Consider the following 15,458-nt stretch of genomic DNA (forward strand, 5'->3'; position numbering starts at 1 on the left):
ACTTTTCTTCAAGAAGGGCTGGGCTTCGACAGGCTCAACCCAAACGGCGGAAAGATATCGATGCAGGCCGATTTCTACCAGCTCAGCCGTGATCCCGTGGACAAGGTGTTGCCCGCCATAGCGCAGCGCATCCTTGCCGGCGGGGGACGGCTGCTCGTGGTCGCGGCTGAGCCGGAGCGCCTGGATGAGATCGGCCAGTCGCTTTGGTCGCATCAGCCCGCCAGCTTCCTTGCGCACGGCCATGCGCAAGGCGATAATCCCTCAATCCAGCCGATCCTGCTGTCCGGCAAGGTGGAGCCGTCCAATGGCGCGCGGTATATCGCCCTGGCCGACGGCCTGTGGCGGGATGAGGCGCTGACGTTCGATCGCGCATTCTATTTCTTTGACGCGATGACGATTGAGGCCGCGCGTGCGAACTGGCGCATTGTCTCGAAGCTGGAGGGGGTTGAAGCCCGTTTCCACCGTCAGGAGGGCGGGCGGTGGATCAGGGCGGCCTGATGGTGATGCTTAACAGTCTTGCGGCCTGTCCTTCCCGCAGCTAAAGGGCGGCCCGACTTATTTCCCGAAACCGGAGCTTCCCAATAAAATGGCCGCCAATCGCACCTTTTCCATCATCAAGCCCGACGCGACGCGCCGCAACCTGACCGGCGCGATCACCGCGATGCTGGAGGAAGCGGGCCTGCGCGTCGTCGCCTCCAAGCGCATCCGCATGAGCCGCGAGCAGGCCGAGGGCTTCTACGCCGTGCACAAGGAGCGTCCCTTCTTCGCCGACCTCGTCGCCTTCATGATCTCCGGTCCGGTCGTCGTGCAGGTTCTGGAAGGCGAGAATGCCGTGAAGCGCAACCGCGACATCATGGGCGCGACCAACCCGGAGAATGCCGATGAGGGCACGATCCGCAAGGTCCACGCCGAATCGATCGAGGCGAACTCGGTCCACGGTTCGGACAGCGATGAGAATGCCGCGACGGAAATCGCCTATTTCTTCAAGCCGGAAGAAATTGTCGGCTGATCCTTGATCGCAGCGAGACACGAAAAAGCCGCCGGAGCGATCCGGCGGCTTTTTTCATGCCCTTTTCATCGGTCATGCCGACGCAGGCTGGCGTCTCATGCCTCAAGGGACAGTCAGCATGCTGTGGCTCAAGCCTCGGATCACTTGTCTGGTTGCGGGAATATCGCCTTCCACCGCGCATCCAGCCTGGCCTGCAAGCCGCTCTCCTTGGTCCGTGACACGAGCGATAGTCCGCGCAGCGTCACATTATGCCCACCGAGCAGGCGGCCTCGGACGGTATAGCCGACATCATAGATCGCCACATCGTCGTGGATTACGCCGTCGACCATGAACCGGGTGGAGATGGCCACGGGAACGCGCTCATCACCCCGGCTATCGTCGGGCATGCCCCCATTTTCCCGCGCCTTTTTCAACGGCACCTCGAACCACCTGACCTCGACGCGGGACTGGCCCGTCGTTTCCGCCGGATCGGCGCCGAAAGAGGAAGGGAATCGCACGGTCTGGCTCTGGATCAGTTGGTCCTCGGACGTGGGCGTCAGGATCAGCGTCCGCCCGTCGACGGATGTCTTGGTGCTGAAAACAAGGATCTGCGCCTTGGCGGATGATTGTTTTGCATCGGCGGCCTTTTCCGCCCGGCTGTCGGCGCGTTCCGACCAACTGTTCCACAGCGTCAGGCCGGAAATTACGACAGCCGCCACCGCCAGAACTTCGCCCAGCGTTATCCAGCGGCGGCGTATGGCTGCCGCTTCGGCCTTTTCCGCCCGCTCCTGCGCCTGTTTGGTGGGTGGTAGGTCGGGAGGTGTTGAATCAGAAGACATCGGCCAGCTTCCGGGGAGCAATGAGGCGCCAGCTCGTTTCCAGCCGGTCGCGCACATGATCCCAGTCGGTCGCTCCACCGTCAAGCCGGATGCCGACCCAGCCCGAGGGACCGAAATAGGCGGGGCGGTAATAAAGGTCGGGATCCTCCTCTATCAACATCGCCTGTTCCTCCTCGCCGGTGGTCTTGACGATCAGCGCCGTGATGCCGTCGCCATGATGATCCTTCGTGAAATAGGCGAACTTCTTGCCCTTCTCGATCCCGAAGCAGGGCATGCCGTGCGAGAGGGTTTCCTCGGCGCGGGGCAGGGCCATCGCCCGCTCGCGCACCTGCGCCAATATCGCTTCGGGCTGGGAATCCCGCTGGACATATTCCGCCAGCACGCGGGAATAAAGCTGATGCTCGGCGATCAGGATGCGCGCGGCCAGCGCATCCTCCGTGTCGCCAGGCAGGATCGCGACGGGCGTCTGCCCCAAGACCGGGCCGTCATCCAGCTCGGCGGTGACGATATGGACTGAACATCCCGCATGGCTGTCGCCAGCCTCCAGCGCCCGCTTATGCGTGTCCAACCCCTTATATTTGGGCAGGAGGGAGGGGTGGATATTCAGCATCCTGCCTTCCCATTTGCCCACAAATTCGGGGGAGAGGAGGCGCATATAGCCCGCCAGCGCGACATATTCCGCACCCGCCTTGCGAATCTCGGCGTCGATGATCCTGTCGAACTCGGCGCGTTTCAGGCCCTTGTGGCTCATCGCGAAGGTCGCAACGCCCTCCGCAGCCGCCAGCACAAGCCCCGCTGCGCCGGGGTCGTTCGCCGCCACAAGCACGATCTCGAACGGGCAATCCGCGGCCTTGGCCGCATAGAGCAGCGCCGCCATATTGGACCCACGGCCGGAAATCAGGACTGCGACTTTTGCCTTCGTGACGGCCATGGCTCAAAATCCGTTCGTTTCGAGCGAAGTCGAGAAACCCTGCGCAGGTCGTGCCCCGTTTCTCGACTTCGCTCGAAACGAACGGGGGGTACGGGGCTTTACGGTTTTCTCACCCCAGATGCGTTGCTGACCAGTCCGCCATCGCGCTCCACGTCTCGACCGATCCCTTGACCGTGCAGCCTTTTTCGCCGGCCTCGATATGGCCGATGGCGTGCACGGTTTCACCCGCCGCTATCAGCGCCGCGCGCACATCCTCCGCCTCTGCGGCGTCCACTGCCAGCACCATGCCGACGCCGCAGTTGAAGGTGCGAGCCATTTCCTCCGGCTCGATATGCCCCTGCGCCTGCAGGAACGCCATCAGGCGCGGCTGATCCCAGCTATCCGCGTCGACCACGGCGTGCAGCCCATCCGGCAGCACGCGCGGGATATTCTCCAGCAGTCCGCCGCCGGTGATATGGGCCAATGCGTTGATCTTGCCCGCCCGCACCAGCGGCAGCAACGACCGCACATAGATGCGCGTCGGCGCCATCAGCGCGTCGATCAGCAGCACTTCATTGTCGAACAAGGCGGGGCGGTCGAGCTTCCATCCCTTGTCCGCCGCCAGCCGCCGGACCAGCGAGAAGCCATTGCTGTGCACGCCCGACGATCCCAAGCCCAGCAGCACATCGCCCGCCTTCACCCGCGATCCGGTCAACGCCTGCGCGCGCTCCACCGCGCCGACGCAGAAACCGGCCAGATCATAGTCTCCGGGGCCATACATGCCCGGCATCTCCGCTGTCTCGCCGCCGATCAGCGCGCAGCCCGCCTGACGGCATCCGTCCGCGATCCCCGCGATCACCCGCTCGGCGACACCGCTCTCCAGCTTCCCCGTGGCGTAATAGTCCAGGAAGAATAGCGGCTCCGCGCCCTGCACGATCAAGTCATTGGCGCACATCGCCACCAGGTCGATGCCGACTCCGTCATGCCGGTCATGCTCGATGGCCAGCTTCAGCTTGGTGCCGACCCCGTCATTGGCCGCGACCAGCAGGGGGTCGTCATAGCCCGCCGCCTTCAGGTCGAAAAATCCGCCGAATCCACCAAGTTCTGCGTCCGCGCCGGGGCGGCGGGTGGCCTTGGCGAGCGGAGCGATGGCCTTGACCAGCGCGTTTCCGGCGTCGATGGAAACGCCGGCCTTGGCGTAGGTATAGGGTTCGGTCTGGTTGTGCTTGGGGTCCATGAATGGCGCCTAGCCAAATCGGACTTGGATTTCCATAGTAATGCCGTCAAAAGGGCGCCCGTGTTCATGACCCGCCCAGACATCCGTCCTTTCTATCTCGCGATCCTGCTGCTGCTCGGCCTCGCCGCCGCTGCGACTCTGGTCGCCCAGATTGAGGGCGAGCGCGGCGTTCCGCCCATCGCCAGCGGCGGTGATTTTGAGGTGAGCGGGGTCAAGGTCGATGTCGCGGCGCCCAATGCGGACGCCGCCCGCTATGCCGGCTGGCGGCAGGCGCAACGCACGGCCTGGCGCATGCTCTGGACCCGCACCAATGGCGGCACGTCCATTCCCGTGCTCTCCGATTCGCAGCTTGAGGCGATGGTGTCCGGGATTGAGATTCAATATGAGCAATCTGGCCCAACCCGTTATATCGCAACGCTTGGCGTCATGTTCGATCGCGCCCGTACGGGCCAGCTTCTGGGCGTCAGCGGCTCGGCCATCCGGTCCCCGCCGCTGCTGGTCATCCCTGTCTTGTGGCAGGGCGGGGCGGCCGTCAGCTATGAGAGCATCAATGAGTGGCAGAAGGCCTGGGCGCGTTTCCGCACCGGGGAAAGCGCCATTGACTATGTGCGCGTCAGCGGCGTCGCGGCGGACCCCTTGCTGCTCAACGCCGCGCAGACCGGCCGCCGCGGCCGCCTCTGGTGGCGGGTGCTGCTCGATCAATATGGCGCGGCTGATGTGGTGATCCCGATCGCCCGGCTGGAGCGGCAATATCCCGGCGGCCCGGTCATCGGACGATTCGCCGCGCGCTATGGCCCGGACAATGCGCTGATCGGGTCCTTCGCGCTGCGCGCGCCTTCTGAAAATGCCGTGCCGGAGATGATGGATCAGGCGGCAAGGCGCGTGGATCAGCTTTACACGCAAGCTCTGCTTAGTGGCGTACTGCGTCCTGACCCCTCGTTGGTCATAGAGGAACCAGTCGATCCCGATTCGCTGGAGCTGGAGAATGCCACGGAGGGAATGGTCGAAACGGTCGATATGCCCACGGTTATCCCTGGAGTCGCCACCTTCACGCTGCAATATGACACGCCCAATGTGGCCTCCGTCAGCCAGGGTGAGTCCCTGATCCGGGGAATCCCCGGCGTGCGCTCGGCCTCGACCAGCAGCCTGGCGCTGGGCGGCACTTCCGTAATGCAGGTCAGTTTTGCCGGTACGGTCGATACGCTCAGCGCAGCGCTCCAGCAGCGCGGCTTTGCGGTCCAGTCCTCCGGCAACACGCTTCGCGTTACCCGGCGCGCAGCCACGCCGCCCGCCGGGCAATGAGCCAGATCAGCCTCCCGTTCGACTGGACGGGCCAGGGGGGAGGCGGGGACTTCCTGGTGAGCGACGCCAATGCGATTGCCGTGCGTCATCTGGAGGGGTGGCGCGACTGGCCGGTGCAGACCAGTGTCCTGTCTGGCCCGCCACGTTCGGGCAAATCCACGCTTGGCCGTCTGTTTGCCCGCATTTCCGGCGGCGAGGTGATCGACAATGCCGAGGGGGCGGGCGACGAGCCGCTTTTCCATGCCTGGAACCGCGCCCAGCTCGATCAGCGCCCGCTGCTCCTCATCGCCGACCACGCGCCGCAACACTGGACCGTGGCTTTGCCTGACCTGCGCTCCCGCCTGTCCGCCGCCGCGCATGTGCGGATAGAGGAGCCGGATGAGGCGCTCGCCCTGGCGCTTATCGAACGCGGCCTGACCCGCGCCGGTTCGGCATGGGCTTCCGATTTGCCGGAATGGCTGCACAAGCGGATCGAACGCAGCTATGCTGCGATTGCGGCGGTGATCGATTGCCTCAATGCGGCTTCACTGTCATCGTCCCGCAAGATTTCGGTGCAATTTGCACGGGAAACGCTGCAAAACGCCGGATTTCTGCCTATACTCTATTCCGATCCGGCGTCCGAATAAGGAGCTTTCGTGGCCGAAGCCGACCCCTCTGCCAGCATGACCCTGCCCGGCGAACGCTATTTCAATCGGGAACTGTCCTGGTTGGGGTTCAACCAGCGGGTGCTGGAAGAAGCGATGAATCCCGCCCATCCCTTGCTGGAACGGCTGCGTTTCCTTTCGATTTCCGGCGCGAACCTCGATGAATTTTTCATGGTCCGCGTCGCCGGGTTGAAGGGGCAGCAGCTTCAGGATGTCGACCTGCGCTCCGCCGACGGCATGACTCCGGGGCAGCAGCTTGCCGCGATAGAGGCCGAGGCCGACCGGTTGATGAGCGCGCAGCAGCTCGTCTGGCACGCGCTCCACGCCGCCCTCGGCGCAGCGGGCATTGACGTGGTCGGTTCAGGCAGCATGGGCGCGAAGGCGGACGACTGGCTCGAAAATCACTTTCTCAATCAGGTGTTCCCAATCCTGACGCCGCAGGCGCTTGATCCTGCGCACCCCTTTCCCTTCATCCCCAATCAGGGCCTTTCGATCGTTTTCGATCTGGAGCGGCTGTCGGACAAACAGCCGGTCCGTGAACTGGTGATGATCCCAGCGACCCTCAATCGCTTCGTGCGGATTCCGGGCAGCCCGGCGCGCTATATGGCGCTGGAGGCGGTGATCCGCCGGTTCAGCGACCGGCTGTTCCCCGGCTACAAGGTCAAGGACAGCGGCGTATTCCGGGTCATCCGCGACAGCGATATCGAAATCGAGGAGGAGGCGGAGGATCTCGTCCGCTATTTCCGCAGCGCCATCAAGCGGCGCCGCCGCGGCCGGGTGATCCGGCTGGAAATAGAACAGGGTATTCCCGAAGCGGTCGAGGAAATGCTTCAGGACATGCTGCAGGGGCATGAATCCGTCATCGCGGAGGTGGACGGCTTCATCGGCATCGGCGACCTGTCCGTAATCGTCGACGAGGACCGGCCGGACCTGAAGTTCGAACCCTACGCCCCCCGTTTCCCGGAGCGTATCCGCGAATATGGCGGCGATTGCTTTGCGGCGATCCGCGCCAAGGATATCGTCGTCCATCACCCCTATGAAAGCTTCGACGTCGTCGTCGCCTTTCTGAAACAGGCGGCCGCCGACCCGGATGTCGTCGCCATCAAGCAGACGCTTTATCGCGCGGGCAAGCAATCCGCCGTCATCCGCGCGCTTATCGACGCGGCGGAGGCGGGCAAGTCAGTCACCGCAGTTGTGGAATTGAAGGCCCGGTTTGACGAGGAGCAGAACCTGCTCTGGGCCAGCGCCCTGGAACGCGCCGGGGTTCAGGTGGTCTACGGCTTCATCGACTGGAAGACGCACGCCAAGATTTCGATGGTCGTCCGGCGTGAAAGCGACCAGTTCCGCACTTACTGCCATTTCGGCACCGGCAATTATCACCCGGTCACTGCGCGCATTTACACGGACCTCAGCTTCTTCACCGCCGACCCGCGCATCGGGCGGGATGCCGCCGCGCTGTTCAACTATATCACCGGCTATGTCGAGCCGCAGCATCTGGAACTGCTCACCATGTCGCCCCGCGACCTGCGTGACCAGTTGAGCGCGCTGATCGATGCGGAGATCGACCATGTGCGCGCCGGGCGTCCGGGCAGCATCTGGGCCAAGATGAACTCGCTCGTCGATCCCGCCATCATCGAAAAGCTCTACGCCGCCAGCAATGCGGGGGTTCAGGTTGATCTGATCATCCGCGGCATATGCTGCCTGCGTCCCGGCGTTCAGGGCATGTCGGAAAATATCCGGGTGAAGTCCGTCATCGGCCGCTTCCTGGAGCATAGTCGCATCGCCTGCTTCGGCAATGGCAAGGAACTGCCGAACAATGGCGCGAAGGTCCTGATCAGCTCCGCCGACTGGATGCCGCGCAATTTCGACCGCCGGGTCGAATATATGCTGCCTATCGAGAATGCGACCGTGCATGATCAGGTGCTGGATCAGGTGATGGTCGCCAACCTCATCGATAATGAACAAAGCTGGGAACTGGATTGCGATGGCCGCTATCGTCGGCTGGAGCCGGGCGACAAGCCCTTCAATCTTCATCGCTATTTCATGACCAACCCGTCCCTGTCGGGGCGCGGCGCGGCCCTGCAGAAAAGCGATGCCGTGCCAAAGCTTTCCCTGCGCCGGCGGCGCTAGGGGGATGGACATGATGACCCTTATCCGGTCGGTGGCAGAGCGCGGGAAGGCCAACCCGGCGCTGGAGACTGCGCGTTCCGCTATCATCGACATTGGATCGAATAGCGTCCGCCTGGTCGTCTATGATGGCCCGCGCCGCATCCCTTTTATCCTGTTTAACGAGAAGGTGATGGCCGGGCTTGGCGCGTCGCTGGGCACCACGGGCATGATCGAACCGCAGGCCATGGAGCGCGGCCTGACCGCTCTTGCGCGCTTCCGCCACCTCTGCGTGGAAATGGGGATAGACCATATCCGTTGCGTGGCGACGGCTGCCGTGCGGGAGGCGTCGAACGGCCCGGAATTCATGTCCCGCGCCGCCGAACTAGGGCTGGAGATTGAGCTTCTGTCCGGCGTGCAGGAGGGGACCGCCTCCGGCTATGGCGTGCTGTCCGCCATCCCCGGCGCGAACGGCATTGTGGGCGACCTTGGCGGCGGCAGTCTGGAACTGGTGCGGATTGCGGATGGGGAGGTGCATGACCGCATTTCCCTGCCGCTTGGCGTGCTGCGCCTGCCCGGATTGCGGGCGAAGGGCAATAATGTCTTCGAACGCTATGTGAAGAAGCTGCTGGCCAAGGCCGGCTGGAAGTCGGACCAGCATAAGGGGCTGCCCTTCTACATGGTCGGCGGCTCGTGGCGGTCGCTCGCGCGGCTGGACATGACGCTCACCCATTTTCCGCTGCCGGTGATCCACCATTATGAAATGCCGCCGGAGCGCGCTCAGCATCTCGCCCGCGTCGTCTCGCATATGGGCCGGGACTCGCTGAAGGCCATTCCCGCGCTGACCGGGTCGCGCATCCCGACCCTGCCGGGGGCAGCCGGGCTGCTCTCGGTCATGGTCCGTCAGCTTGCCTCGTCCAGCCTTGTCGTCTCCGCCTACGGCCTGCGCGAAGGGCTGTTGTTCGAGGAATTGCCGCCGGAAATCCGCGCGCTTGATCCGCTGCTAGTCGCCGCGCAGGCGGAGGGGGAGGCGCAGGGGCGCTTTCCCGGCCATGGCGAACTGATCGAGGACTGGATCGCGCCGCTGTTCCTGGAAGATGGTGCGCGCTGGCGGCGCATCCGCAAGACCGCCTGCCTGCTCGCTGATGTCGGCTGGCGCGCGAACCCGGATTTCCGCTCCGAACGCGGCGTCGAGATCGCCCTGCACGGCAACTGGGTCGGCATTGATGTCGAGGGGCGGGCGATGCTCGCCCAGGCTCTGCACAGCAATTTCGGCGGCGGCACGACCGTCCCTGCCGAGGTGGAGGGCCTCGCCAATGCGGAGGCACTGCGCCGCGCCGCCCTGTGGGGCTTGGCGATCCGCGTTGGACAACGCCTCTCCGGCGGTGTCGAAGGGCCATTGCTTGCCGGACGGCTGGAGGCGGAAGGAGACATGCTGTCCCTCGTCCTGCCCGAACGCCATGCCGACCTCTACGGAGAGGCTGTGGAACGCCGCCTGCGCCAGCTTGGTCAGGGGATGGGTCTCAGATATCAGATGCTCGTCGATTAAGGGCCGCCAGCACATGGATCGTGCAATATTGTCCGGCGGGCGCGCTTTTTCTGCGTTTCTCTTTGACATGGATGGAACGCTGCTGAGTTCCGTCATCGCAGCCGAAAGGGTATGGGCGCGGTGGGCCAGCGGCCATGGTCTGGATATCGACGCTTTCCTGCCGACGATTCATGGCGTGCGCGCCATCGATACGGTTCGCCGCTGGGTCCCGCCAGGCTTCGATGCCGAGGCGGAGGCGTCGAAAGTGACCCTCGCCGAGATTGAGGATATCGACGGCATCGCGCAAATCGCTGGAGCAGAGGCGTTCCTGTCCTCGCTTCCGGAAAATCGGTGGGGAATCGTCACTTCCGCGCCGCGCGCACTGGCGCGCAGGCGGCTGGAAGCTGTCGGCCTGCCAGCGCCCGCCGTGCTGATCACCGCCGATGATGTCACAAACGGAAAGCCCCATCCGGACTGTTATCGCCTTGCGGCGCAGACTTTGGGCTTTGATGCGTCGGACTGCCTGGTCTTTGAGGACGCGCCCGCGGGCATAAGCGCAGGTGAGCAGGCCGGCGCATCCGTCCTGGTGATCCGCGCGACCCATATGCACCCGCTGGAAACGGCGCATCCGGGGATTGATGACTATGACGGGTTGCGTGTCAGCGTCGATGCCGATGGGTCAATGCGGCTGCATATCTCCAACGATTGACGTCACCCGCAACGCGCCGAAGTGATCGCCATCTTCTCGTCATAACTCACGGTCAGCCGGTCCGGCCGGAAGTCCATCGTCATTGCGGTTCCGGGGCCGCCCCAGCGCAAGGTCTTTGCGCCGGAAACCTTCAGCATTTCCGCGCCCAGCTCCGCCGTCGCCGTTTTGCCGGTAAAGGCTTCCAGCCCGTCATTCTTGCATTCGCCGCTCGCCGCGGGGGGAGGGGCGCCGGGCGCGCCGCCCTCGCCCGTGGTTGCACAAGCCGCCAGGGGCAGCATCGCCAGCGCCATGCCGATCAATGCAATCGCTCTCATGCCTTGGCCTCCGTTCCATCCACTGCCGTTCTGGTCATCCGCAACCGCCCGTTGCGCACCGCGAACGCCATGCGGCCTTCTACCAGATCAACCGCGTCCCGCCCAAATTGTTCGTAACGCCAGCCCTCCAGGATCGGCAGATTGTCCCGCACGCCCGCCGCCAGCGCATCCAGATCGTCGGATCGCGCCAGCAGCCGCGCTGCGACATTGATGTCCCGCGACCGGATTTTCAGCAGCAGCTTGAGCAAATCCGCCACCAGCGCCCCATCCTTGCCCAGCGCGGGCTTTTTGGGGTCGCGTTCAGGCAACTCATCCTTGGACAGCGGCGCATGACCGGCCAGAGCCGCCATCATCCGCGCGCCGATATCATTGCCCCGCCACGCGGCGGACAGCCCCCGGACCTTGCCTAGATCGTCCTGCGACCGGGGCGGGTGGGACGCGATGTCCGCCAGCGTCTCATCCTTGACGATTCGCCCGCGCGGCAAGTTCTTGTCCTGCGCCTCCTGCTCGCGCCACGCGGCCAGCGCCTTCAACCGGCCCAGCACATCGGGCTTGCGGCTGGATATGCGGACCCGCTTCCATGCGTCGCCCGGCCGGTTGATGTAATTTTCCGGATCGCTGATCCGCTCCATCTCCTGGTCCAGCCAGTCGCCGCGCCCCGTACTGCGCAGCTTTTCCAGCATCACCGGGAACATCTGGATCAAATAGGTGACGTCGCCGATCGCATAGTCGATCTGTCGCTTGTCCAGCGGCCGCCGCGCCCAGTCGGTGAAGCGCGCGCCCTTGTCCAGCGTGATGCCCAGCCACGCCTCGACCAGATTGCCGTAACCGATCTGCTCGCCAAGGCCGAGCGCCATCGCCGCGATCTGCGTGTCGAACATCGGGTGCGGCGTCTTGCCGGTCAGGTTGTGGACAATCTCTATGTCCTGCCCGCCGGCATGAAAGACCTTGAGCACATCCTCATTATCGACCAGCAGGTCGAGCAGCGGCCCCATGTCCAGCCCCGGCGCCTTTGGGTCGATCGCGGCGGCCTCATTGGCGTCGGCGACCTGCACCAGGCAAAGCTCCGGCCAGTAGCTGTTTTCGCGCATGAACTCCGTGTCCACGGCGATATAGGGGCTCTTGGCGATGCGGGCGCAGAATTCGGCGAGTGTCTTGCTGTCGGTAATCAGCGGATGAATTTGCATATGGACTTCGATCTTATTATGGGCTGGCCCGCTCCCCGGCGGGCTGGTCGTTGCAGACCCTGATGCCCATAACCCGCCAGCGGGGATTGTCCTATCCGTAAAATGCAGTTTGGAAGAACAGAACGCCATGCACGCCTATCGCACCCATAAATGCGCTGAACTGCGGACCGCCAATGTCGGTGAGACCGTCCGCGTCTCCGGCTGGGTGCATCGCAAGCGCGATCATGGCGATCTCGTATTCATCGACCTGCGCGATCATTATGGCATGGTGCAGATCGTGACGGAGGTGGACGGCCCCGTATTCAAGGTCATCGAATCCCTCCGCGCCGAAAGCGTCGTGACGATCACCGGCCGCGTCGTCGCCCGCGCGAAGGAGGCGGTGAACCCCAACCTTCCCACCGGCGAGATCGAAATCCGCGCCGACGACGCCGTGGTCCTTTCCGCCGCCGCCGACCTGCCGCTGCCGGTTGCGGGCGAGCAGGAATATCCGGAGGATATCCGCTTGCGCTATCGCTTCCTCGATCTGCGCCGGGAAACCCTCCACGCCAATATCGTCAAGCGCACGCAGATCATCTCCGACATGCGCCGTCGCATGGAAGGGCAGGGCTTTACCGAATATTCGACGCCGATCCTCACCGCCTCCTCGCCGGAGGGCGCGCGCGATTTCCTGGTGCCCAGCCGCATCCATCCGGGCAAATTCTACGCTCTGCCGCAGGCGCCGCAGCAATATAAGCAATTGCTGATGGTCGCGGGTTTCGACCGCTATTTCCAGATCGCCCCCTGCTTCCGCGACGAGGACCCGCGCGCAGACCGCCTGCCGGGCGAATTCTACCAGCTTGACCTGGAAATGAGCTTCGTCACGCAGGAAGACGTCTGGAACACGATGGAGCCGGTGATCGCCCAGGTGTTCGAAGCGTTCGCCGATGGCAAGCCCGTGACCCCGGCTGGCAGCTTCCCGCGCATCCCCTATGCCGAGGCGCTGCTGAAATATGGCAGCGACAAGCCCGATCTGCGCAACCCCATAGAGATTGTCGACGTGACCGACCATTTCCACGGCTCCGGCTTCGGCATCTTCGCGAGCCTCGTGGAAAGCGGCAGTGTCATCCGCGCGATCCCGGCACCCGGCGCGGGCGCGGGCAGCCGCAAATTCTTCGACGACATGAACAACTGGGCGCGGGGTGAGGGCTATTCCGGCCTTGGCTATATCAACATCAAGGATGGCGTCCCCGGCGGCCCCATCGCCAAGAATCATGGCGAGGAGGCCACGGCGAAGCTGATCGCGGCGCTTGGCCTTGGCCCCAATGACGGCGTGTTCTTCGCCGCCGGCAAGGAAGGGCAGGCGGCCAAGCTTGCTGGTCTTGCCCGCATCCGCGTCGGCGAGCAGCTCGACCTGATCGACAAGGACCGGTTCGACCTGTGCTGGATCGTCGATTTCCCCTTCTATGAATGGGATGAGGATGAGAAGAAGCTGGACTTCGCCCACAACCCCTTCTCGATGCCGCAGGGGGGCATGGATGCGCTGAACGGGACCGATCCCGTTGCGATCAAGGCGTTCCAATATGACATGGTCTGCAACGGCTTTGAGATCGCGTCAGGCTCCATCCGCAACCAGTCGCCCGAACTGATGGTCAAGGCGTTCGAACTTGTCGGTCTCAGCAAGGCGGATGTGGAGGAGCGCTTCGGCGGCCTTTACCGCGCATTCCAATATGGCGCCCCGCCGCATGGCGGCATGGCCGCTGGCGTCGATCGCATCGTCATGCTGCTCTGCGGCGCGCAGAACCTGCGTGAAGTGACGCTGTTCCCGATGAACCAGCGCGCCGAAGACCTGCTGATGGGCGCGCCGTCTCCGGCCGAACACAAGCAGCTCCGCGAACTGCACATGCGCGTCGTGGAGCCATCGAAAGGTTAACCTACCTCCGTTCGCCCTGAGCTTGTCGAAGGGCTCAGCCGAACATAGTGAGGCACTTCGCTGTCGCTCAGTAGAGGGCTTCGACTTCGCTCAGCCCGAACGGGGAACTGGAACCGGATGACCATCAAGCTTGAAGATTATGAAGACGGCAGGAAATATCACGGTGATTACGACGCCGATCTTGCCGCGCTTCAGGAGCGCCTCGCCAAGCTCCAGGTGGCGCACATCGTCCACAACAAGCGCAGCGTCATCCTGTTCGAAGGCTGGGACGCGGCGGGCAAGGGCGGCATCATCAAGCGGATGACCGCTGACTGGGACCCGCGCTATTATGACGTGTGGCCGATCTCCGCCCCGACCAAGGAGGAACTGGATCACCATTTCCTCTGGCGCTTCTGGACGAAGCTGCCCGCCGGGCAGGACATCGCCGTGTTCGACCGGAGCTGGTACGGCCGCGTTCTGGTCGAGCGCGTCGAAGGCTTCTGTTCCGAGAAGGAATGGAAGCGCGCCTATGACGAGATCAACGCGTTCGAGGCGCAGCAGATCGATGCGGGCACCAACCTCGTAAAGCTGTTTGTCCATGTGACGCAGGAAGTGCAGGACAAGCAGCTTGCCGAACGCCTCGACACTCCGTGGAAGCGGTGGAAGACTGGCAAGGACGATTACCGCAACCGGTCGCGTCGCGCGGACTATCTCGATGCGCTGAAATCCATGTTCAAGCATACCGACACCCGCTGGGCGCCGTGGAAGGTGATTGACGGCAACCATCGCAAGGCCGCGCGGATAGAGGCGCTGACCTATGTCGCCGAAACGCTGGAAAAGCTTGTGCCGACGGATATGCCGGATGCCGACCCGGAGGTGGTGAAGCTCGCGCGGGAGGCTTTCGGCTACACGCCTCAGGCGTAGCTCAGGGCCAGGCGCAACTTAGGGTCAGGCGGTGGCCTAGGGCTGAACCGATGGAGCGGAAGCCTCCTGCGCCGCGGGCGCGGCGGGATTGGCCCGGCTTACAAAGGGAAAGACGTGCAGGCGGGGAAACACATCCTCCATCGTCTTGGTGTCGGGCAGGATATAGACGACGCCGCCCTTTCGCCGGAAAAACGGCCGGACCTTCTGGGCATAGAATGTCGGCGGCACGTTGATGCATCCGAAGCTGATCCGGTTGTCGTCGGTTTCGGGCGAATAGAGCCGCTCCGCCCGCCGTTCCGCCTTGGTGCCCTTCACCAGCGGATGGATGGCGACCGAGGTGCTGTAATCGACCCAGAGCACCTTCACGCCCCCGGCGGCGACGCCATATTTGGCAATGAAGCGGCCCGCTGGCGTTGTTTTCTCCGCTGGTCCCAACGCCGCGAGCGTCTTGCCGCCAACGCCGGGCGACGCATCGTCGCCGGCAGCGATGCCCAGCAATATGGCGGCGTCGCCCCGCATCTCGCCCTTCGAGTTGAACAGGTAGAGCCGGGCCGCATTCTTGTCGATGATGGCGTAGGGAAGGGGGCCGTTGTCCTTGGACTGGGCAACCCAGTCGGACACGCGAAGCACCGCATCCGATGGCGCGACATCGGGTACGAACGGCTCGGCCTTCACGGCAGCCGGCGCCGCAGCAGCCTGCCTTTTCGGAGCGGCCTTTTTCGCGGGAGGTTTTTTCGCCGGAGCCTTATTCGTGGCCGCAGCCTTTTTCGCAGCCGGTTTGGCTGCGGCGGCTGACGGCGCACGAACGGCGTTCGCCGCCTGCATCGAAACAGGCGTGAACAGGGTAAGTCCAACAAGCGCCCACCGGGCAGAGATCATCGA

15 protein-coding genes are annotated in these 15,458 nt (G+C 63.9%); 9 read left to right on the plus strand and 6 right to left on the minus strand.

Translation table 11 applies throughout. The features are described 5' to 3' along the window. Positions 1 to 60: 60 nt before the first annotated feature. Together KFK14_RS08685 and ndk are read left to right on the plus strand one after the other, a co-directional pair. A complete protein-coding gene (locus KFK14_RS08685) occupies positions 61 to 498 on the plus strand; it encodes a DNA polymerase III subunit chi (RefSeq protein WP_212610593.1) in 438 nt (145 codons plus the stop codon). 88 nt (positions 499 to 586) lie between these two features. Next, positions 587 to 1,009, plus strand: a complete 423-nt coding sequence (gene ndk, locus KFK14_RS08690; protein ID WP_070150928.1) for a nucleoside-diphosphate kinase — start codon at positions 587 to 589, stop codon at positions 1,007 to 1,009. 140 nt (positions 1,010 to 1,149) lie between these two features. Here the strand turns inward: ndk and KFK14_RS08695 are convergent, their stop codons facing one another. From KFK14_RS08695 to purM, 3 genes are all read right to left on the minus strand, one after another. After that, the gene (locus KFK14_RS08695) at positions 1,150 to 1,827 is read right to left on the minus strand and encodes a hypothetical protein (RefSeq protein WP_246524973.1); all 678 of its coding nucleotides are present in this window, start codon (positions 1,825 to 1,827) and stop codon (positions 1,150 to 1,152) included. Beyond that, positions 1,817 to 2,758, minus strand: a complete 942-nt coding sequence (gene purN / locus KFK14_RS08700; RefSeq protein WP_212610594.1) for a phosphoribosylglycinamide formyltransferase — start codon at positions 2,756 to 2,758, stop codon at positions 1,817 to 1,819. The genes KFK14_RS08695 and purN overlap by 11 nt, the downstream gene beginning before the upstream one ends. A 109-nt stretch (positions 2,759 to 2,867) precedes the next feature. After that, on the minus strand, positions 2,868 to 3,974 hold the full coding sequence (gene purM, locus KFK14_RS08705) for a phosphoribosylformylglycinamidine cyclo-ligase (RefSeq protein WP_070150932.1): 1,107 nt from the start codon (positions 3,972 to 3,974) through the stop codon (positions 2,868 to 2,870). A 66-nt stretch (positions 3,975 to 4,040) separates the two neighbouring features. On the opposite strand from purM, the gene KFK14_RS08710 reads away from it, so the two are divergent. From KFK14_RS08710 to KFK14_RS08730, 5 genes are read left to right on the plus strand one after another with little or no spacing between them, the layout of a single operon-like run. Beyond that, positions 4,041 to 5,276 (plus strand): heavy-metal-associated domain-containing protein, encoded by a 1,236-nt coding sequence (locus KFK14_RS08710; RefSeq protein WP_212610595.1) that lies wholly within the window; start codon positions 4,041 to 4,043, stop codon positions 5,274 to 5,276. Continuing rightward, positions 5,273 to 5,902 (plus strand): P-loop NTPase family protein, encoded by a 630-nt coding sequence (locus KFK14_RS08715; protein ID WP_212610596.1) that lies wholly within the window; start codon positions 5,273 to 5,275, stop codon positions 5,900 to 5,902. Before KFK14_RS08710 ends, KFK14_RS08715 begins: the two co-directional genes overlap by 4 nt. Before the next feature lie 9 nt (positions 5,903 to 5,911). Continuing rightward, positions 5,912 to 8,050, plus strand: coding sequence for an RNA degradosome polyphosphate kinase (locus tag KFK14_RS08720; RefSeq protein WP_070150936.1), 2,139 nt, complete (start codon positions 5,912 to 5,914; stop codon positions 8,048 to 8,050). Between the two features lie 10 nt (positions 8,051 to 8,060). Further along, a complete protein-coding gene (locus KFK14_RS08725) occupies positions 8,061 to 9,575 on the plus strand; it encodes a Ppx/GppA family phosphatase (protein WP_212610597.1) in 1,515 nt (504 codons plus the stop codon). Between the two features lie 13 nt (positions 9,576 to 9,588). Continuing rightward, entirely contained in the window at positions 9,589 to 10,263 is a 675-nt protein-coding gene (locus KFK14_RS08730; RefSeq protein WP_212610598.1) for an HAD family hydrolase, read from the plus strand. 2 nt (positions 10,264 to 10,265) lie between these two features. On the opposite strand, the gene KFK14_RS08735 is transcribed toward KFK14_RS08730, so the two are convergent. Further along, on the minus strand, positions 10,266 to 10,577 hold the full coding sequence (locus tag KFK14_RS08735; protein WP_212610599.1) for an I78 family peptidase inhibitor: 312 nt from the start codon (positions 10,575 to 10,577) through the stop codon (positions 10,266 to 10,268). After that, entirely contained in the window at positions 10,574 to 11,764 is a 1,191-nt protein-coding gene (gene rnd, locus KFK14_RS08740) for a ribonuclease D (RefSeq protein ID WP_212610600.1), read from the minus strand. Before rnd ends, KFK14_RS08735 begins: the two co-directional genes overlap by 4 nt. Positions 11,765 to 11,891: 127 nt before the next feature. Here rnd and aspS point away from each other — a divergent pair, with 127 nt between their 5' ends. After that, positions 11,892 to 13,673 carry an aspartate--tRNA ligase gene (aspS, locus tag KFK14_RS08745; protein ID WP_212610601.1) on the plus strand — a complete coding sequence of 594 codons (1,782 nt, stop codon included), beginning with the start codon at positions 11,892 to 11,894 and terminating at the stop codon, positions 13,671 to 13,673. 117 nt (positions 13,674 to 13,790) lie between these two features. After that, positions 13,791 to 14,576 carry a polyphosphate kinase 2 family protein gene (locus tag KFK14_RS08750; protein ID WP_212610602.1) on the plus strand — a complete coding sequence of 262 codons (786 nt, stop codon included), beginning with the start codon at positions 13,791 to 13,793 and terminating at the stop codon, positions 14,574 to 14,576. A gap of 36 nt (positions 14,577 to 14,612) precedes the next feature. Here the strand turns inward: KFK14_RS08750 and KFK14_RS08755 are convergent, their stop codons facing one another. Continuing rightward, positions 14,613 to 15,455: a hypothetical protein gene (locus KFK14_RS08755; RefSeq protein ID WP_212610603.1), complete on the minus strand. Its 843-nt coding sequence runs from the start codon at positions 15,453 to 15,455 to the stop codon at positions 14,613 to 14,615. Between the last annotated feature and the right edge of the window lie 3 nt (positions 15,456 to 15,458).

It is taken from the genome of Sphingobium phenoxybenzoativorans (assembly GCF_018286635.1).
In the GTDB taxonomy this organism is placed as follows: Bacteria; Pseudomonadota; Alphaproteobacteria; order Sphingomonadales; family Sphingomonadaceae; genus Sphingobium; species Sphingobium phenoxybenzoativorans.